At 59.3% G+C, this 18,849-nt stretch carries 17 protein-coding genes and 2 pseudogenes; 12 read left to right on the top strand and 7 right to left on the bottom strand.

Features of this window, described 5'->3' with window-relative positions; genetic code table 11:
* Nucleotides 1–31: 31 nt before the first annotated feature.
* Nucleotides 32–1,333, bottom strand: coding sequence for an ATP-binding protein (locus IEQ42_RS07735; protein ID WP_210703114.1), 1,302 nt, complete (start codon nt 1,331–1,333; stop codon nt 32–34).
* Nucleotides 1,330–2,070 carry a response regulator gene (locus tag IEQ42_RS07730; protein WP_210703113.1) on the bottom strand — a complete coding sequence of 247 codons (741 nt, stop codon included), beginning with the start codon at nt 2,068–2,070 and terminating at the stop codon, nt 1,330–1,332. Before IEQ42_RS07730 ends, IEQ42_RS07735 begins: the two co-directional genes overlap by 4 nt.
* Nucleotides 2,071–2,365: 295 nt before the next feature.
* On the opposite strand from IEQ42_RS07730, the gene IEQ42_RS07725 reads away from it, so the two are divergent.
* Nucleotides 2,366–2,629, top strand: a complete 264-nt coding sequence (locus IEQ42_RS07725; RefSeq protein WP_210703112.1) for a DUF2790 domain-containing protein — start codon at nt 2,366–2,368, stop codon at nt 2,627–2,629.
* A 74-nt stretch (nt 2,630–2,703) separates the two neighbouring features.
* Nucleotides 2,704–3,915: a cytochrome c biogenesis protein DipZ gene (locus tag IEQ42_RS07720; protein WP_210703111.1), complete on the top strand. Its 1,212-nt coding sequence runs from the start codon at nt 2,704–2,706 to the stop codon at nt 3,913–3,915.
* Nucleotides 3,916–3,932: 17 nt separating this feature from the next.
* Here IEQ42_RS07720 and IEQ42_RS07715 read toward each other — a convergent pair whose 3' ends face one another.
* Nucleotides 3,933–4,394 (bottom strand): GNAT family N-acetyltransferase, encoded by a 462-nt coding sequence (locus IEQ42_RS07715; RefSeq protein WP_210703110.1) that lies wholly within the window; start codon nt 4,392–4,394, stop codon nt 3,933–3,935.
* 207 nt (nt 4,395–4,601) lie between these two features.
* On the opposite strand from IEQ42_RS07715, the gene IEQ42_RS07710 reads away from it, so the two are divergent.
* On the top strand, nt 4,602–5,414 hold the full coding sequence (locus IEQ42_RS07710) for a class I SAM-dependent methyltransferase (protein WP_210703109.1): 813 nt from the start codon (nt 4,602–4,604) through the stop codon (nt 5,412–5,414).
* Between the two features lie 139 nt (nt 5,415–5,553).
* Here IEQ42_RS07710 and pcsA read toward each other — a convergent pair whose 3' ends face one another.
* Nucleotides 5,554–6,276: a phosphatidylcholine synthase gene (pcsA, locus tag IEQ42_RS07705; protein WP_042559811.1), complete on the bottom strand. Its 723-nt coding sequence runs from the start codon at nt 6,274–6,276 to the stop codon at nt 5,554–5,556.
* A gap of 259 nt (nt 6,277–6,535) precedes the next feature.
* Here pcsA and IEQ42_RS07700 point away from each other — a divergent pair, with 259 nt between their 5' ends.
* The 4 genes from IEQ42_RS07700 (at nt 6,536) to ligD (ending at nt 12,372) form a co-directional block, all read left to right on the top strand.
* The gene (locus IEQ42_RS07700; RefSeq protein WP_210703108.1) at nt 6,536–7,288 is read left to right on the top strand and encodes a tellurite resistance TerB family protein; all 753 of its coding nucleotides are present in this window, start codon (nt 6,536–6,538) and stop codon (nt 7,286–7,288) included.
* A gap of 124 nt (nt 7,289–7,412) precedes the next feature.
* Complete coding sequence (locus tag IEQ42_RS07695) at nt 7,413–8,789, top strand: iron-containing redox enzyme family protein (protein ID WP_210703107.1); 1,377 nt, start codon at nt 7,413–7,415, stop codon at nt 8,787–8,789.
* An 11-nt stretch (nt 8,790–8,800) separates the two neighbouring features.
* Nucleotides 8,801–9,754, top strand: a complete 954-nt coding sequence (locus tag IEQ42_RS07690) for a methyltransferase (RefSeq protein WP_210703106.1) — start codon at nt 8,801–8,803, stop codon at nt 9,752–9,754.
* 17 nt (nt 9,755–9,771) lie between these two features.
* Nucleotides 9,772–12,372: a DNA ligase D gene (gene ligD / locus IEQ42_RS07685; protein ID WP_210703105.1), complete on the top strand. Its 2,601-nt coding sequence runs from the start codon at nt 9,772–9,774 to the stop codon at nt 12,370–12,372.
* On the opposite strand, the gene IEQ42_RS07680 is transcribed toward ligD, so the two are convergent.
* The 3 genes from IEQ42_RS07680 to sodC all read right to left on the bottom strand — a co-directional run bounded on the left by IEQ42_RS07680 (nt 12,373) and on the right by sodC (nt 13,820).
* Nucleotides 12,373–12,774, bottom strand: a complete 402-nt coding sequence (locus IEQ42_RS07680; RefSeq protein ID WP_196304164.1) for a hypothetical protein — start codon at nt 12,772–12,774, stop codon at nt 12,373–12,375. It abuts the gene before it with no gap.
* Between the two features lie 80 nt (nt 12,775–12,854).
* Nucleotides 12,855–13,169, bottom strand: a complete 315-nt coding sequence (locus tag IEQ42_RS07675; RefSeq protein ID WP_042559656.1) for a DUF2388 domain-containing protein — start codon at nt 13,167–13,169, stop codon at nt 12,855–12,857.
* 129 nt (nt 13,170–13,298) lie between these two features.
* Nucleotides 13,299–13,820: a superoxide dismutase family protein gene (sodC, locus tag IEQ42_RS07670; RefSeq protein WP_210703104.1), complete on the bottom strand. Its 522-nt coding sequence runs from the start codon at nt 13,818–13,820 to the stop codon at nt 13,299–13,301.
* A gap of 243 nt (nt 13,821–14,063) precedes the next feature.
* Here sodC and IEQ42_RS27670 point away from each other — a divergent pair.
* The 5 genes and pseudogenes from IEQ42_RS27670 to IEQ42_RS07650 all read left to right on the top strand — a co-directional run.
* A pseudogene (locus IEQ42_RS27670) lies at nt 14,064–14,819 on the top strand (MCP four helix bundle domain-containing protein); the annotation flags it as partial.
* Nucleotides 14,814–15,677, top strand: coding sequence for a methyl-accepting chemotaxis protein (locus IEQ42_RS27665; RefSeq protein WP_395593804.1), 864 nt, complete (start codon nt 14,814–14,816; stop codon nt 15,675–15,677). The pseudogene IEQ42_RS27670 and the gene IEQ42_RS27665, both read left to right, overlap by 6 nt.
* 536 nt (nt 15,678–16,213) lie before the next feature.
* Nucleotides 16,214–17,860 carry a malate dehydrogenase (quinone) gene (mqo, locus tag IEQ42_RS07660; protein ID WP_210623690.1) on the top strand — a complete coding sequence of 549 codons (1,647 nt, stop codon included), beginning with the start codon at nt 16,214–16,216 and terminating at the stop codon, nt 17,858–17,860.
* A gap of 232 nt (nt 17,861–18,092) precedes the next feature.
* Nucleotides 18,093–18,656 (top strand): PIN domain-containing protein, encoded by a 564-nt coding sequence (locus tag IEQ42_RS07655; RefSeq protein ID WP_338109772.1) that lies wholly within the window; start codon nt 18,093–18,095, stop codon nt 18,654–18,656.
* Between the two features lie 59 nt (nt 18,657–18,715).
* Nucleotides 18,716–18,849, top strand: a pseudogene (locus IEQ42_RS07650) (IS5/IS1182 family transposase); the annotation flags it as partial.

The raw sequence follows: 18,849 nt of genomic DNA, 5'->3' as shown, positions 1-18,849 counted from the left end.
AGCTCCTACAGGGGATTTGTGGTGGGCAGGTTTAGAGTGGCAGCTTCAGTTCAGCACACAACCCGCCGCCCTCGCGGTTACTCAATGTCAGCGAGCCGCCGAGGGCTATTGCCAATTGCTGGGCGATGGCAAGACCCAGACCCGTGCCGCCAGTGCTGCGATTGCGCGAGTTTTCCACGCGGTAGAACGGCTCCATCACTTGCGCCAGTTCGGCTTCGGCGATGCCCGGGCCGCGATCCATGACGGTGATCGACAGCTTTCCCTTGTTCGCTGCGACCCACACCTCGGCACCACCAGCGAATTTCAAGGCGTTGTCGGTCAGGTTCACCAGCACCCGGCGCAACGCGTGCGGACGGGTCTCGACGACTACATCACTTTTTCCGATCAGTTGTACTTTTTTGCCCATGTCCTGATAGTCGAACACCAGGCTTTCGAGGAACGAATCCATGTTGGTGCGCCGACTTTCTTCGGTCGAGCCATGGATGCTGCGGGCGTAGGCCACACCTTCGCGCACCAGGTGTTCCATTTCGCCGAGGTCGTTGCACAGTTTTTCCTTCTCTGCTGAATCGTCCATGAACTCGGCCCGCAGTTTCATCCGCGTGATCGGGGTTTGCAGGTCATGGGAGATCGCGGCCAGCAGTTGCATGCGCTCCTTGAGATAGGTGGCAATCCGCGCCTGCATCGTGTTGAAGGCACGGGCGGCGTAGACCACTTCGTTCGGACCTTTCTCGTCCAGTTGAATCGGGTGCGCGTTGGGATCAAGGGTTTCCACGGCGTTGGCCAGCCTCGTCAAGGGCCGGATGGCGATGCGCACGGCCAGCCAGGTGCAGGCGATCATCAGCGCCAGTTGCCCGAGCAGCACCACTGGCAGCCACGGCGACAGTGGCGTCATCGCGGGCCGCACGTCGATGGTCACCGGGCTGCCGTCGCTCAGGCGCAGGTGGCCCTGAAAATGCTTTTTCGGGCCGGGGATATCGGTGAAGGTCAGGGGATATTTATCGCCCAGGACCTCAGTGATTGAGGTGACCGCAATGGGCACGTCGGCGGACCTGATCGGCGTACCGCCGTCGCCTTCGCTCAGCAGATAGCCGTAATTGTTGCGCGCCAGGCGCTCGAGCCAGGCCGGACGCTCCTCGGCCGGCAGGCGATCAAGAATCGCAATCGAGGTCGAGACGTCGGTTTGCAGATTACCGAGCATGGTGCTTTTCGCACTCTGATAACGCTCGTAATACTGTGCACCGAACGACAGCGCCTGGGCGAGAATCAGCCCGACCAGAAAAATCAGCGACAAGCGCGAGGCCAGTGTGCGCGGCCAGTGCAGCTTAAGTGTCATGCCGGGGCACCGAGTAACTCGACCGGCAGCGAGAACACGTAACCTTCGCTGCGCACGGTCTTGATGTAGGCCGGCTCACGGGCGTCATCGAGCAGGCGCTGGCGCAAACGGCTGACCAGCAAATCGATGGAGCGGTCGAACAGATCCGCGTCGCGGCCTTGGGTCAGGTTGAGCAATTGATCGCGGCTGAGTACCCGTTGCGGATGATCGAGAAACACCCGCAGCAAACGATATTCGGCACCACTGAGCGCCACCATGGTGCCGTCCTTGTCCAGCAGGTGCCGGGCCGAGGTGTCCAGTTGCCAGCGACCGAACGCCAGCAGTCGACCGGCTTCGGTGACCACCAGATTCGGCGGCAGCATTCGCGTGCGGCGCAGTACGGCGTTGATCCGCGCCAGCAGTTCGCGGGCGGCGAAGGGTTTGGTCAGGTAGTCGTCCGCGCCCATTTCCAGACCGATGATACGGTCGGTTTCGTCATTGCGTGCGGTGAGCATCAACACCGGCGTCGCCCTGTGCTTGCCCACGCGCAATTCGCGGCACAGCTGCAGGCCATCGTCGCCGGGCATCATGATGTCGAGCACGATCAGGTCGACCGTGTTGGTTTCGAGAAAGCTGCGCATCTGCCGGCCATCGGCGACGACGGTGGTGCGCAGACCGTTCTTTTTCAGGTAATTGCCGACCAGCTCGCGGATCTCGCGATCGTCGTCGACGATGAGAATGTGATCGACATGTTCCATGGGGCCTGGCCTCTGGCAAAGGGGAATGTCACGCAGTCTATCGAGCCTTCGGGTGCTCGCCTGCCTGCCTTTGTATTGCAGTGTATCTGGCGTTACAAGCGATACACGCAGACGTAAAAAAGCGATTGGTTCAGGGTTTTGTATCGCTGTGTATCCCCGGGCGGCGCAGATACACAGCGAGGGTTAGCCGCCATTTCCCGACACATGCGCGATACCTCGTGAGCCTCAAATAGGCTCCATCGAGGCACTCCATGACGCCTCGGCCCAAACCCTTTGCAGCCATGAGGAACACGCCATGAAAAACTCGTCCGTTATCGCCGCCTGCCTGTTTGCCGCCCTGAACATCTGCACCCTGTCGGCCCGTGCCGAAGCCGAAGTCACCGCGCAAACTTACAGCTACGGCACCCACCTGGATATCAAGAAAGTCATTTCGCTGACCCAGGACGACTCGGTTAGCTGCGGGATTGTCGATGCGCGCATGACTTATCTGGATTCGGCCGGCAACACCCGCGTACTCGATTACAGCAAATTCGCTGACGGTTGCAACGACGGCAACTGAATATCACTTGTTTTACAGGCAGAACCTTATGAACAACGTCTCTCGGTTCCCTCCCGCCAATCCAAGGTGATTTTATGTACTTGATAGCGTTTCTCGGCGGCCTGTTGACCGTCCTCAGTCCCTGCATCTTGCCGGTGGTGCCGTTCCTGTTTGCCAACGCCGACCGTAAACGCTCCTCGATCCTGCTGACCCTCGGCGGTATGACCCTGACCTTCGCCCTGATCTCAAGCCTGGCCGTGGTCAGCAGTGAGTGGGTGATTCAGGCCAGCAACACCGGCCGCCACATCGCCTTGATCGTCATGGCGCTGTTTGCGCTGTCGCTGATCTCGGCGCGCGTGGGGGACTGGCTGGCGCGACCGTTTGTGTTGCTCGGCAATCGCCTCGACCCGGACGCCAGCAAGAAGACCGGGCCCATGGGGTCGGTGATGATCGGCGTGGCCACCGGTTTGCTCTGGGCACCTTGCGCCGGGCCGATCCTCGGCGTGATCCTCACTGGCGCCATGCTGCAAGGCGCCAACGCCCAGACCAGCCTGTTGCTGCTGGCCTACGGCGCGGGGAGTGCGCTGTCGCTGGGGACGTTGATTTTCGCCGGTCGTGGCGTGGTCAGTCGCTTGAAACCTTCGATTCCGTTCACCGGGTGGTTTCGTCGCGGCGCCGGTGTTGCAGTGCTTGCCGGCGTGGCAGTGATTTCCACCGGCGCCGATAAAACCTTGCTGGCCGGTACGTCGTCCGAAGGCGTCACCAGCGTCGAGAAAAACGTGCTGGAGAACGTGCCGAAAGTGGTCGACTTCCTCGTCAGCAAAGTCAGCGCAGATTCGAGGATGGACGAGAGTAAAGGCGCGATGCCGTCGCTGTCCGGTGCCGTGCAATGGCTCAATTCACCAGAGCTGAGCGCCGAATCCCTGCGTGGTAAAGTCGTGCTGGTGGATTTCTGGACCTACGACTGCATCAACTGCCAGCGCACCCTGCCGTACGTCAAGGACTGGGCGAAGAAGTACGAGAAGGATGGCCTGGTGGTGATTGGCGTACACACCCCGGAATACGGCTACGAGCGGATCATCGACAATGTTCGGGATCAAGTGCAGAGACTCGGCATCACCTACCCGGTGGCCATCGACAACAACTATGCGATCTGGCGCGCCTTCGACAATCAGTACTGGCCGGCGCACTACTTGATCGACGCCAAGGGGCAGATGCGTTACAGCCACTTCGGTGAAGGTCGCTACGAAGCGCAGGAGCAGATGATCAAGCAGTTGCTGGAAGAGGCCAAGGCCCCGGCTGCCTGATCAAACAACTCAATGGCTCAGAGGTCACGCACCATGAGCCATTGCTCGTTGTCCCAGGCGCGAAAGCGTTCCAGTACTGCCCAGCCGCGTTTGGCGTAGTAGTCCTGTTTGTTCTGCGTGTGCAGATACAGGCGGGGGAGGCCGCGGTTTTTTGCTTCCCGACAAACCCCGTCGATCAACTGCTGTGCCAGACCTTGCCCGCGAACCTCTGGGTCGACGAACACGCAGGCCAGCCACGGGCCGAGATCCTGCCGTTGTTCGAGATCATCGCGGGCCAGCGCCGCACCACCGACCAAGCGGTCGCCGTCCAGTGCGATCAGGCAGGACCAGTCGCCATTGCTTTGGCCCTCGGCAAATTCACGCTGCCATTGAGCCAAAGGTTGATGGGCGTATTCGTATTGAAATTGCTGGTGGATCCATGCGGCATAGGTGTCGCTGTGCTGCATGTGGCTGGCGAGCCATTCGAATTGCACGGGCATGACTGAAGTCCGTTCAGAGGGCGATCGGGCATCAGAAACCAATCGCCGGATTCTGGCAATGCCGTGAGTGTTGCGCCCGCTTGACAGATCTCCACCACTTATCGGCAAAGCGGCGGTTTTATGGGGTTGCCGGACGATCGGCGGAGACGCCAAACCGGCTCGGCGCGATAGTGGGCAAGCCGCCTAACAGCAAACGGAGCTCGAATCATGAGTACCCCGATTGATCTCACTGCCTTGAAGGAACGCCAGAAAGTCGCCTGGGCCAGTGGCGACTACGCCGTGATCGGCACCACGCTACAAATTGTCGGCGAAAACCTCGCCGAAGCCTGCGATCTGCGCTGCGATGAAGAGGTGCTGGATGTGGCTGCCGGCAACGGCAATGCGACCCTGGCAGCGGCGCGGCGCGGTTGTCTGGTGACCTCGACCGATTACGTTGCGATGCTGCTGGAGCGCGGCCAGGATCGCGCCCGCGCCGAACATCTGGAAGTGACTTTTCAAGTCGCCGACGCGGAAGCCTTGCCGTTCGCCGATGGCAGTTTTGCGGCGGTACTGTCGACGTTCGGGGTGATGTTTGCCCCCGATCAGGACAAGGCCGCTGCCGAATTGGCGCGGGTCTGCCGGCGTGGTGGGCGGATCGGTCTGGCCAACTGGACGCCAGAAGGATTTGTCGGGCAGATGTTCAAGACCCTCGGCCGGCATCTGCCACCGCCGGCCGGCGCGCAGCCGCCGTCGAACTGGGGCACGGAGGCGTGGCTGCACAAACATTTCGATGATCACGATTTTGTCGTGCAGGTCACGCGGCGCGAATTCAATTTCCGCTATCGTTCGGCAGCGCATTTCATCGACATCTTCCGGCACTGGTACGGGCCGGTGCACAAGGCTTTCGCCGCGCTGCCACCGGAAAGCGGTCAGGCACTGGAAAGTGATCTGGCGGATTTGCTCAACCGGTCGAACCGCGCGGGGGAGGGCTCGCTGGTGGTGCCGAGTGAGTATCTGGAGGTGGTGATCAATAAGCGCTAGTGCAGATCAGTGAACATCCTCCCTGTGGGAGCGAGCTTGCTCGCGAAAGCGGTGTGACAGTCAATTAATGAGTCGACTGAACCACCACTTTCGCGAGCAGGCTCGCTCCCACAAGGGACTGCAGTATGTCTGGAGAGGTCTATTTCACCTGCGACCGATCAAACCATTCCAGCGCCGTACGCCAGATGCAGATCCCCAGAAAGTAAGCCGACATCAACAACCACAATCCCATCACCAATGGGTTGATCACCGGATGGTTGAGCACCAGCGACAGGCTGCACAACAGCCAGATCGCCGTCACGGCAATGTTGATCGGCATGAACCGACGCACACGGAACGGATGCAGGAATTTCATCCGTGTCACGGTCAGCAGCGCCAGGCCGATGACGGTCAGAAAGGTGATCCATGGCCCAGGGCCGATAATGTAGAGGCACAATGCGACCACGTTCCACGCGGCAGGGAAACCGACGAAGTAGTTGTCCTTGCTCTTCATGTTGACGTTGCAGAAACAGAACAGTGACGACACCAGAATCAGCGACACCGTCAGCAACAGCGTGTAATCCGGCAACGGAATGTAGCGATAGATGAACAGTGCCGGGATAAACACGTAAGTCAGGTAATCGATCACCAGATCAAGGACCGAGCCGTCAAAACTCGGCAGCACCGACTGCACATTGACCTTGCGCGCCAGTGCGCCGTCAAGGCCATCGACGATCAGCGCCACCCCCAGCCACATCAGGCAGTGGGTGGGCTGATTTTCCAGCAGGGCGAGGGTGGCCAGAAATGCAGTGACCACGCCGGTCGCGGTAAAACCATGGGCGCCCCAGGCTTTGAGCCTGGCTATGTGGACGGTGGATATCACGGGGGCGTTCTCCAGAAATTAATGCCAGCCGGGTATTACCCTTGGACAGCAAGGGCGCCAGCAAACCGGTTCGGGTTGCAGCTATCGACCGGTCGGGCCGGGATAAGGTTCACCCACCCTGAATCTTAGCTGGCCATCGAAAAAACAGGCGAGCGAAATACATTAGCAGTTTCGGCATCGGCCAAACGGTGCTGGCGCAACGCCCGCAGCGGTCTATCGTTGCCAGACGCAATAAATTTCAGTGCTTGAGGATGACGTCATGAACACCAGCGATTTGCTTGAACAACTGCTGCGGGGCCAGGGCTCGGCGGGTCAGCAGAGTGGTGCGGCGGCCGGTGGCGGTTTGGGCGGCCTGGGTGGACTGCTGGGGGGCTTGCTCGGTGGTGCGGAATCTACAGGCACACGTGGTGGCGCTGCGGCTGGCGGGCTTGGCGGGTTGGGAGGCTTGCTCGGCGGGCTGCTCGGCGGCAGTGGCGGTGGGTTGGGCGGCGCACTGGGTGGCAGCACGCAAAGCCGTTCCGGCGGCACTAATTATGCGGCGCTGGCATCGTTGGGGATGATGGCCTATCAGGCGTATCAAGCCTGGCAACGCAACCAGGCCAGCACGGCGGCGCAGCAAACGCCGCAGACGGCCAATCTGCTCGCCGGCCCGGAAATCGAAGAGCACAGCCACGCGGTGTTGCGCGCCTTGATCGCAGCGGCCAAGGCGGACGGGCGCATCGACGAAACGGAAAAACATCTTATAAGCAGCGAAATCGGCAAACACACCGATGATCCGCGACTACAGCAATGGCTGGACGCCGAAGTCGCCAAGCCACTCAATGCCGCCGAAGTCGCACAAGCCGCAAACAACGACCCGGCTGTGGCCGCCGAAATGTACCTGGCCAGCATCATGCTGGTGGACGACCAGCAAGATGCCGAACGCACTTATCTGGACGAGTTGGCGGCGGCGCTGGGGATTGATCCTGAGTTGCAAGTGCATCTGGAGCAACAGGCCAACGGCACAGCTTGAAATCAGAGGCTAAACACCGTCCGTCAGGGCTTTTTTGAGGTCGATTGAATTTTTGGCACGCGCAGCCCCTCTGCTGCTGTAGAGGCGCGAAACAGCGCCGTACCAATCGACCGAGAATATTGCCATGACTGTCCTGACACGTTTGCAATCTGTGCCGGCCCAAGCACAAGCGATCACTCCCGCCGGCAACCTGCGTGGCATTTACGAAACGCTATTGCGCGAGGAGAACTCGCAAGGCCTCGCGCAAACGTTCTTGAACGAACAACTGCGACGCGCCGCCGCGTTGCCAGAGGAACTCCCGCACGATCCATCGACCTGGCATGACTGGGTCGCCGAGCACTGCGCCGATGTTGCCCGCCAATACGCCGATTACCTGCAACAACGCAAGGCGGGTGGGCCGCGGCAATTCTTTACCAGCAAGGCTCATGCGCTGTACTTCCTGCAAGCGGTTGCACCTACCAAACTGGTGGATGGTGCGTGGCTGTATGGCTTGTTGCAGCATTGGCGCGATCCGCGCTTTAGCGGCTTGCTGTGCACCTATCTGGAAGAACTGGGGGAGGGTAATCCGGCGCAAAACCATGTGGTGATCTACCGCAAACTGCTGGCCGAGCACGACCTCGATCATGCCAGCCCCCTGGAAGACGGCCGCTATCTGCAAGGCGCGCTGCAGCTCGCGCTCGGTGCCTGCGGCGATGATTTCCTGCCCGAGGTGATCGGCTACAACCTCGGCTATGAACAACTGCCGCTGCATTTGCTGATCAGCAGTTACGAACTCAGCGAGTTGGGCATTGATCCGTACTACTTCACCCTCCACGTGACCATCGACAACGCCAGCACCGGCCATGCGCAAAAAGCCGTGCAGGCGGTTCTGGATCTGTTGCCGCTTGAGGCTGATCGCGCCGACTTTATGCGTCGGGTATCGCTGGGTTATCGGCTCAATGATCTTGGGCAGGGCAGCCGCGCAATCATCGAAGAGTTCGACCTTGAGCGCGAATTGCTGGCGATGCTGGAGCGCAAGTGCCCATTCGCTCAGCACATGCACTCGGACTATTGCCGCTTTGAAGGGAAAACCGTCAATCAGTGGCTGGCCGAGCCCGAGCATCTGCAAGGCTTCCTGCAAGCCTTGCAGAACAAGGGCTGGATCAAACGCCACGAAGACCCGCAGGCCAGCCGCTTCTGGCAGTTGATCGACGGCGATGGCGCGGCCATGTTCGGTGTGTTCAGCGCCTACGAAAAACAACTGGTGCGTGACTGGATTGCCGGCGACTGGAAACCCGCGAACAAACCCACCCCGTTACGTCGGCACGCCCCCGCCAACCCACCGATCGAGGTGCCTGAACAGGACCCCGATGTGCAGCAGCTCAACGACACGCTGCAAGGGCAGGATGGCCACGCCCAAATGGCGACGCTCATCCCATGGCTCGCGCCGGCCCGGCATGCGCACCCGGCCGGTCTGCTCGCCACTCGCCGCTTCATCGATCTCAAATCTCGTTTGCCTTAAGGAAATCGTCAATGACTCAGGAAGATCAACTGTCCACTCATGACCTCGCGCTGCTGCAATTGGGCCGGCGCCTGCAAGCTGACGGCTACCGGTTCACCACCCCGACGCCGCTGACCCATCAGCGGGTCAACCAGCGCGATGAAGGTCAATTCGCCGACTCTTTGCGCGATGTCTTTGGCTGGTCACGGCCCTTTGAACCGGGCTTGTTGTCCGCTGATGAACAGCAGCAACTGCTGGAAGCTCAAGTCATCGACAAGTACGAAGGGCACCTGAAGAGTCGGGTACGCTGGTCGAGTCTGGACGACATGTTGTTTGTGCATTCGGCGTTTCCCACGGATGCCGCCGACTCGGTGTTTTTCGGCCCGGACACCTACCGTTTCGCGCAGTTGATTCACGCGCATTTGCAGCAGAACTTCGCACCGATCCACCGCGCAGTCGACATCGGCTGTGGCGCCGGCGTCGGCGCGATCCTGATCGCCCGTGCTCGCCGCGAAGCGCAAGTGCTGGCGCTGGATATCAACCCTGCCGCGCTGCGCCTGACCACAGTCAACGCGGCGCTGGCGGAAGTGGCCAACGTCGAAGCGTGTAACAGCGACATTCTGCAAGGCGTCGACGGCGATTTCGATTTGATCGTCGCCAATCCGCCGTACATGGCTGATCCGGCCGCACGCGCCTATCGACATGGCGGCGGCACACTGGGCGCCGGGCTGTCGTTGCGCATCGTCGAGCAGGCGCTCAACCGGCTGACACCGGGTGGTTCCCTGGTGCTGTACACCGGCGTGGCGATGGTCGATGGTCGCGACCCGTTTCTCGATACCGTGCTGCCACGACTCGATGAGTCGCGCTTTGGCTGGACGTACCGCGAGCTTGACCCGGATGTGTTCGGTGAAGAACTGATAAACCCCGGTTATCAGCGAGTCGACCGGATTGCCGTGGTCGCCCTGACCGTGACCCGTATTGGCTGAAACAAGGCAGGTGCGCCATGAGCAGGAACCTCGATGACTACAACAGCATGCGCGATTTCTCGGCAACCTCTGAACCGGCGGCAGTAAAGCGTTCGGGCAAGAAAACCGCCGGCGATCACGCCTTGCAGTTCTGCATCCAGAAGCACGACGCCTCGCACCTGCATTACGATTTTCGCCTCGAACTTGATGGCGCGCTGAAGAGCTGGGCGGTGCCGAAGGGGCCGTCGCTCGACCCCAAGGTCAAGCGCCTGGCGGTGCATGTCGAAGACCATCCGCTGGATTATGCGACGTTCGAGGGCAGTATTCCTGAAGGGCATTACGGCGCCGGGGATGTGATTGTCTGGGATCGAGGCGTATGGATTCCGCTGGAAGATCCGCAAAAGGCATACGCCAAGGGCAAGCTCAAATTCGAACTGCAAGGCGAGAAATTGGCCGGCGTCTGGAATCTGGTGCGCACGCACATGCCGGGCAAAAAGGAAAACTGGTTTCTGATCAAACATCAGGACGGCGCCGCCCGGCCGCAGGACGACTACGACGTGCTGGTGGCCGAGCCGGACAGCGTGCTCAGCGAGCGTACGTTGGTCGACAAACCGAAGCTTGCGGCCAAGCAGGTCAAACCGCTGGAGAAGGCTGCCCCCAAAACCCGCAAAAAGGCTACGGGGACGTTGACCGGCGCACACAAAGCGAAGATCCCCGCGCAGCTCAAACCGGAGTTGGCGACCTTGGTCGACAGCGCCCCGGCAGGCGAGTGGAGTTACGAAATCAAGTTTGATGGCTACCGGATCATGGCGCGCATCGATCATGACCAGGTGCAGTTGTTCACGCGCAATGGTCACGACTGGACACACAAGTTACCGAAACAGGCCGAGGCCCTTGCCGCGCTGGGACTGGAATCGGCCTGGCTCGACGGTGAAATGGTGGTTGCCAACGAGCAGGGCGTGCCGGATTTTCAGGCGCTGCAAAATGCCTTCGATTCCGGCAGCAGCACCGACATTGTGTATTACCTGTTCGACTTGCCCTATCTCAACGGCGTCGACCTGCGTGAAGTCGCGGTCGAAGAGCGCCGCGCGGCACTGTCCACGGTTCTCGGCGCTCATGAGCAGCCCTTGTTGCGGTTCTCTGAAGCCTTTGACGAGACCCCGGATGCGCTGCTCAACAGCGCCTGTCAGATGCAAATGGAAGGCCTGATCGGCAAACGCCTCGGCTCGCCCTACGTGTCGCGGCGCAGCGGCGACTGGATCAAGCTCAAGTGCAAACATCGCCAGGAGTTCGTCATCGTCGGCTACACCGATCCCAAAGGTGCGCGCAGTGCGTTTGGCGCATTGTTGCTGGGGCTGCATGACCGCGATAGCGGTGAGCTGCGCTATGCCGGCAAGGTCGGCACCGGTTTCAATGAAACGACGCTGAAAAGCATCCTCGCCCAACTCAAACCGTTGCAGGTCAAGACCGCTGCAGTGGTCAATCCACCCAGCGGTTTCGAGGCAAAAGGCGTGCACTGGCTCAAGCCGAAGTTGCTGGCAGAAGTCGCTTTTGCGCAAATGACCAAGGATGGCTCGGTGCGCCACGCAGTGTTTCATGGTTTGCGCGATGACAAACCGGCGAAGGACATCACTGAGGAGCGCGCCAAGCCCGTGAAGAAATCAGAGAGCAAAACCACCGCGAAGAAACCGGCGAAAAAAGCCGTTGCGAGTAAACCTGCACCGGCCGAAACCGCGCCCTCACAGCTCGGCCTGGCCAATGGCAAAGTACGCATTACCCACCCTGATCGAGTGATCGACGCCGTCAGTGGCACCACCAAAATGCAGTTGGCCGAGTATTACGCCAGCGTCGCCGAATGGATTCTGCCGCAACTCAAGGATCGCCCGGTCGCCTTGGTGCGCGCACCGGACGGCATCGCCGGCGAACTGTTCTTCCAGAAAAACGCCGAGCGATTGGCGATACCCGGCATCACCACGCTGGACAAGGACGTCACCGGCCAACCGGTGATGCTGATCAATAACGCCGAAGCGCTGATTGGCGCGGTGCAGATGAGCACCGTCGAATTGCACACCTGGAACGCCACCACGGTTGACCTGGAAAAGCCCGACCGCTTCGTTCTCGACCTTGACCCGGACCCGGCGCTGCCGTGGAAAAGCATGGTCGAAGCCACTGCGCTGACCCTCACGGTGCTGGATGAATTGGGCCTCAAGGCGTTCCTCAAGACCAGCGGCGGCAAGGGCATTCACCTGGTGGTGCCGCTGACGCGCAAACTGGGGTGGGATGAGGTCAAGGATTTCAGTCACGCGATCGTCAGTCACATGGCCAAGCTGTTGCCGGATCGCTTTTCGGCGGTGTCTGGGCCGAAAAATCGCGTCGGGAAGATCTTCATTGATTACCTGCGTAATGGTCTCGGGGCCACGACCATTTGCACTTATGCGGCGCGTACTCGCGAAGGCCTGCCGGTTTCGGTGCCGCTGTTTCGGGACGAAGTGGCCGAGATCAAGGGCGGTAATCAGTGGAACATCCACAACGTCCATGAGCGGCTGGCCGAGGTCGGCGACGAGCCCTGGGCGGACATGAAGAAAACCCGCCAGAGCATCACTGCCGAGATGCGCAAACGGGTGGGCATGAAGAAGTGATCAGGTACCGCGCAGCAAATCGTGGGCGTTGAGCAGTTCGAAGGCGATCTGCGGGTTATTGCTGAGCCCCCGGCGAATGGCTGCCGGTATCGACTTGCGCGTCTTGCGGCACAGCCCCGGAATTTTCTCGATCTGAATGTCGATGCCCAGCATGGTGCGGACTTCGTGAAAGCCTGGCGATATGTCGACACGAATCCCCAACTGCTCATACATGCGGTTTTGCAGATGCCGGAGATCGGCGAGGTCTTTGAGCGTTTCCAGTCGTGCGAGCAAGACTTTCTCTTGCTCGCGGGTCAACAGCAGGATGCGCAAATCCGCATCTGACATTTCCACCAACAGGTCGCGCCCGCAATCGCAGGCGCCGGGTGGGCAGGGTGAGCGCATTGGCGCAGGAGTCGTCATGGCCTCCATCATAGAGGCCGTCGGACAATTTTGCCTATGTGCCTTCAGCTGCCGTCCATCGGCAGCTTCGTCCGTGACAGCTACTGATTCAACCCTTCGTAATGCACCAGAATCGCGTTGGCCAGGTCTTCATCGCTGGCATTGATGCCGGGATTGTCCTGACGAACCTGTTGCAGCACCGATTCAAGATAAACCCCACGAATGGCCCCGCCACTGGCGACAAATGCAGACAAGTCGTCACGAGCCGGAATCACCATTTTGTGATCCTTGAAGGTCGAATACAGCGACGCGGAGACACCTGCAGAGGTCGCGACATCTTTGGCATCAACTCTGGCCAGAGCAGTACCCACGGGCAGGCATAAGAGTAAAGAAGAAACGAGCACTAACTTGCGCATGACGGTATTCCTCCACAAGCGCGAAGCAAAAGGGAAGTACTACATAGGTGAGAGGGGCGCGAGGGGCGGGAGTTCCCTAAGGGGGCGCGGGTGACGCGGTCGCGAGTCACCCGGCCTGATAGAGGATGATCAGATGACGCCGCACGCCATGCGATCGCCGCCGCCACCCAGAGGTTTGGGCATGTCGGCATGGTTATCGCCGCCGGCATGAACCATCAGCGCGTGGCCTTTGATCTCGGAGATTTTCTTCAGGCGCGGCGCCAGCACCGGATAATTGGCGATACCGTCAGCGGTCACGTAAACCGCCGGCAGGTCGCCCAGATGACCGTCTGCATAGGGCCCGAGGTGTTTGCCGGTTTTCTGTGGATCGAAGTGGCCGCCAGCAGCCAGTGCAGCACCTTTGACGCCGTCCTTCATGCCGGCCTCGCAGCTGCCGTTTTCATGCACATGAAAGCCATGAACGCCGGCCGGCAAGGATTTCAGATCCGGTGTGAACAGCAGGCCATAAGGCGTCTCGCTGATCGTCACCGCACCTATTGCCTGGGGGGCACCGTCAGCGCTAACCAGATTGATGGTGACTTTTTCAGTTGCCGCCTGAGCGGAACCGATGGCCAAGGTGCCGAGCAAACCCAACCAGATTGCGCGTTTCATAAGCGTTTCCTTTTGCTTCACGATTTTCAGAAGACCGAATCAATACCTTTGCGCATTAACGGGCGATGAACGCTGGATTCGGCTACGTTGCAAAATGAGACTCGTCGCACATTGCGAAAGTTTTGCCGGGGTTGCGTCTTCACGCAGACAACTGCTGACACGTTCTGGCGTAGCAGAACGGCGCAAACAGGCTTAACTGAAGGGCTAACGGGCTTTTACAGCGTACCCAGAGAGGATTTCACCGTGTCGATCAAACTGCGTTTAGTGTTGCTGATTGTTACCAGTCTACTGACGGCATTGATCGTCAGTCTGGTCAGCTACGTCGGCAACCTGCGGATGGCTACGGCCGTCAGCGACAACGCGGTCAGCATGAGCGCGCTGCGCAACCACATGGAAGCCGACATGATGCACGACGCCCTGCGTGCCGATGTCTACTCGGCGATGCTGGTAGGCCTGGGTAAAAGCACCAGCACGGCGGCCGAAGTACGTGCGTCGATTGGTGAACACACGGGGCATTTTCGCGCAGTGCTTGACGAGAACATCAAGCTGCCTATCAACCCGGCATTGCGCACGGCGCTGGAGCAGATCAAGCCCAGCCTCGACACGTATATCGACGCCGGTGAGCGCATTGTCGGGCTGGCGCTGGATAATCCAGAGGCGGCGCAACAGGAGCTTGCCCAGTTCAACGCCGCGTTCAGTCAGCTCGAAGAGCAAATGGGCGCTTTGAGTGAATTGATTGAAAGCAATACGGCGCAAACCAGCCAAGGCACTGAAGCGGCGATTCGCAATGCCAATATCGCACTCGGCGTTGTGTTGGTTGCCAGTTTGTTATTGCTGCTGGCCCAGGGCCGCTCGGTGATCCTGAGCATCATGGGGCCGTTGAAGTCCGCCAGCCGTATCGCCGAAAGCATTGCTCACGGCAACCTCAGCGAGCCGATCGTCGAGCCTTCAGGCAAGGACGAGGCTAGCGTCTTGATTCGCACGTTGGCAACCATGCAGCGCGACCTGCGCAACATGATCGATGTGGTGCGGCGCAATGCCCAAGGCGTCAGCGGCATGAGCCAACAACTGAGCCACGGCTGCCATCAGGTTGCCGACAGCAGCCAGCAGCAAAGCGCCGCCGCCGGGACCATGGCCGCAGCCGCCAGCCAGATGACTGCGAGTATCGAGGATATTACCCGCCACGCCGAACGCGCTCTGGGCATGGCCAATCAGGCGCAGTCCCTGGCGAAGAATGGTGGCCAGGTGATCCATCAAGTGGTGAGCGACATGGACGATATCGCTCGTTCGGCGCAACAGTCGGCGCAGGTGATTCGTACGCTGGATCAGGAGTCCGAAGGTATTTTCAACATCATCCAGGTGATCAAGGGCATTGCCGACCAGACCAACCTGCTGGCGCTCAATGCCGCCATCGAAGCGGCCCGGGCGGGCGAGCAGGGCAGGGGCTTTGCGGTGGTGGCTGACGAAGTGCGCAGTCTGGCCGCGCGAACCAGTGCATCAACCCAGGAAATCGCCGCCATGGTTGCGCGCATCCAGCACAGCACGCGCGAGGCCGTCAGCAGCATGGAGGCGGGCGTGGCGCAGGTCGACAAGGGCATGGCGGTGACAGCTGACGTCGAGCGGGCGATTCGCGAAATCCTTGAGGCGACGTTGAGCACCACGCAACTGGTCAACGACATCACCCGCACGATCGCAGAGCAGAGCCAGGCCAGTAACGAAATCGCCCATCAGGTGGAAATGATTGCGGGGATGTCCGAGGGCAATAGTCGAGTGATTGGTCAAACGGCGAATACCACGGATGAGTTGTCGAGCCTCGCGGGGCAGTTGGCGCAGTCGGTGGATCGGTTTCGGTTGTGAGGGTTGGCGTGGATTTGTGGAGTCTGGTCGGCCGTCATCGCGGTCAGGCTCACTCCCACAGTTCTGATCTGCGCCAGACACCCTGTCCGCATCCAGCACCAATCCCTGGGGGCGCTGGCTTGCCAGCGATAGCGGTGGATCAGTCGACATCGATGCTGATTGTGCTGGCAGGGTCATGTTCGGCGCCCGGCTGCCGATAAGTCCCTGAGCGGAAAAAGACTCTCAGGTCGGGAACAGACGCGCGGGTTTGCCATGACGTGATATTCTGCGCGCCAACTTGGTTTGACCTCATTCAGTTTGCTTGCCTTACGGGCGGGCTGACGGAATCCCTGTCGCTCAAGTAGCTGAGCCAATAATGATAAGAAGTCAGTTCAGAAGGGACATTAACTGAGGTCGATGCGGCATGTCGGCCTTGTGTGCCCACCCGTCAAAATTGAAGTGTGCCGCAATCCCAGACGCCAGCCTGAGCGTCATCAAAGCGGATCGCATGCAGATAACAGAGGCGGGCGGAAGGCGTTTTATCATAGGTGCAACAGATGTTTAAGAAAGTGAACACGGCCTTGCTAGGGCTGGCTTTGTCGATGGGGCTGACCTCCGTTCATGCGGCAGAGGCAAAGAAAGTCGACGTACTGCTGATCGGCGGCGGCATCATGAGCACCACCCTGGGTGTGTGGATCAATGAGCTGGAACCGACCTGGTCGATGGAAATGGTCGAGCGCCTTGATGGCGTCGCCCTGGAAAGCTCCAACGGCTGGAACAACGCCGGTACCGGTCACTCGGCCCTGGCCGAGCTGAACTACACCCCGGAAGACGACAAAGGCAACGTCACGATCCCGAAAGCCGTCGAGATCAACGAAGCGTTCCAGGTTTCCCGTCAGTTCTGGGCCTGGCAGGTTCAGCAAGGCGTTCTGAAGAACCCTCGCTCATTCATCAACACCACTCCGCACATGAGCTTTGTGTGGGGCGATGACAACATCAAGTTCCTGAAAAAGCGTTACGAAGCCCTGCAAGCGAGCCCGCTGTTCGCCGGCATGCAGTACTCCGAAGACCCGGCTGTGATCAAGAAGTGGGTCCCGCTGATGATGGAAGGGCGTGACCCGAACCAGAAAATCGCGGCCACCTGGAGCCCGCTGGGTACCGACATGAACTTCGGCGAAATCACCCGCCAGTTCGCCGGTTACCTGCAGACCAAGCCTAATTTCGACTTGAAACTGTCCAGCGAAGTGCAGGACATCACCAAGAACGAAGACGGCACCTGGCGCGTCAGCTACAAAAACCTGAAAGACGGCACCAAAACCGAAACCGACGCCAAGTTCGTGTTCATCGGCGCGGGCGGCGGTGCACTGCACCTGCTGCAGAAGTCGGGCATTCCAGAAGCCAAGGAATATGCTGGCTTCCCGGTTGGCGGCTCGTTCCTGGTGACCGACAACGCGACCATCGCCGAGCAGCACCTGGCCAAGGCCTACGGTAAAGCCTCGGTTGGCGCACCGCCGATGTCCGTTCCGCACCTGGACACCCGTGTCCTGGACGGCAAGCGCGTCATTCTGTTTGGCCCATTCGCGACCTTCAGCACCAAGTTCCTGAAGGAAGGCTCGTACCTGGACCTGCTGACCAGCACCACCACCCACAACATCTGGCCTATGACCAAGGTCGGCATCAAGGAATACCCGCTGGTCGAGTACCTTGCCGGTCAACTGATGCTGTCGGATGAAGACCGTCTGGACGCGCTGAAGGAATACTTCCCGAACGCCAAAGCCGAAGACTGGCGCCTGTGGCAGGCCGGCCAACGCGTGCAAATCATCAAGCGTGATGAAGCGGCTGGCGGCGTGCTGAAACTGGGCACCGAAATCGTTGCTTCGCAAGACGGCTCCATCGCCGGCCTGCTGGGCGCATCGCCAGGCGCGTCGACCGCTGCACCGATCATGCTGAGCGTGTTGCAGAAAGTCTTCAAAGACAAAGTCGCGACCCCAGAGTGGCAATCCAAGCTGCACCAGATCGTTCCAAGCTACGGCACTCAGCTGAACAGCGATCCAGCCAAAGTGGCTGCAGAGTGGGCTTACACCGCTAAAATCCTCGAGCTGCCGACGCCTCCAGTGATCGGTCAGGTTGCTGCTCCCGCGGCGCCTGCAGCTGAAAAAGCTGAAGCACCAAAGGAAAACGCTGCACGTGACATGGCTCTGTAACTAGACCCCTGACACACAAAGCCCACTGAACCGGCGACGGTCAGTGGGCTTTTTTAATTAATGTTCTGTGAGGTAAGAAAAAGTTCTTTACTTGTTGGGGCAAAATACGGGCTGAATATTGAAGTGCGGATGGCACTTTGCTAGTCTTGCGTTTGGATAGTCTGGTTTCAGTATCTCTGTTAGGCGCCGGTTTTTGTCTGGAGATGCTGATTAGGTTGTATTTTTTGTTTATATGGAAGTTTTTAATCTCATGGAAAAAAAGATATATGTTCTCGATTCTAGTGCGTTAGTAACTAGTCCGGAGATCTTAGCTCATGCTCATCAGCGAGCGTTAGTTGTACCTGCCGCTGTCGTAACGGAACTCTCTCGGCGCGGTCGTGAAAGCTCCAGGAACGCAATTGTGTCTTTGATTTATCAAGCCATGGTCAACGGTCTGGAAGTTGTTGATTTTTCCAAAGAGGAAGACTGGGGTCTTCTAAGAGTCGAGCATGAGGCGAAAGGGCTCCGTGGTGCTGATTTAGAGCTGGCTCATACTGCTGTCAAAATATCGCAGCGCGAGGTTGATTCTACGGTTGTAGTTGTCACCTTAGACAGAATGCTCGAGCGTGTTCTTTCGGAAAAAGGTATAGCTTGCGAAACAGGGGCTCAGTTTCTAGCTAGTATTGCAGATAGGAAGCCAGATCCCGTCGTTGAGGTATCAGCAAAATCGTACTTGTCGAAGGAAGCCCTATTTACCTCGTTGAGTGCTTTGGCTGGCGTACTTTCCTCAGTGGTTAGTACCTTAGGGAAACTCTGAAAAAGGCTTCCAGATTTGGTGAAATACCCGCCTCACAGGAATCGAACGGTTGAGTCCCGATGAAACAGATGTCCTTCGCCGATGCTGAGTACGCCGGCAAACGTAAGCAGACCCGCCGTGAGCGCTTCCTGATCGAGATGGATCAGGTCGTGCCCTGGAAGGGCTTGATTGCCTTGATCGAGCCGCATTATCC

The sequence above is a fragment of the Pseudomonas iridis genome (genome assembly GCF_017980685.1).
In the GTDB taxonomy this organism is placed as follows: domain Bacteria; phylum Pseudomonadota; class Gammaproteobacteria; order Pseudomonadales; family Pseudomonadaceae; genus Aquipseudomonas; species Aquipseudomonas iridis.
This window is presented reverse-complemented; position numbering and strand designations above follow the sequence as displayed.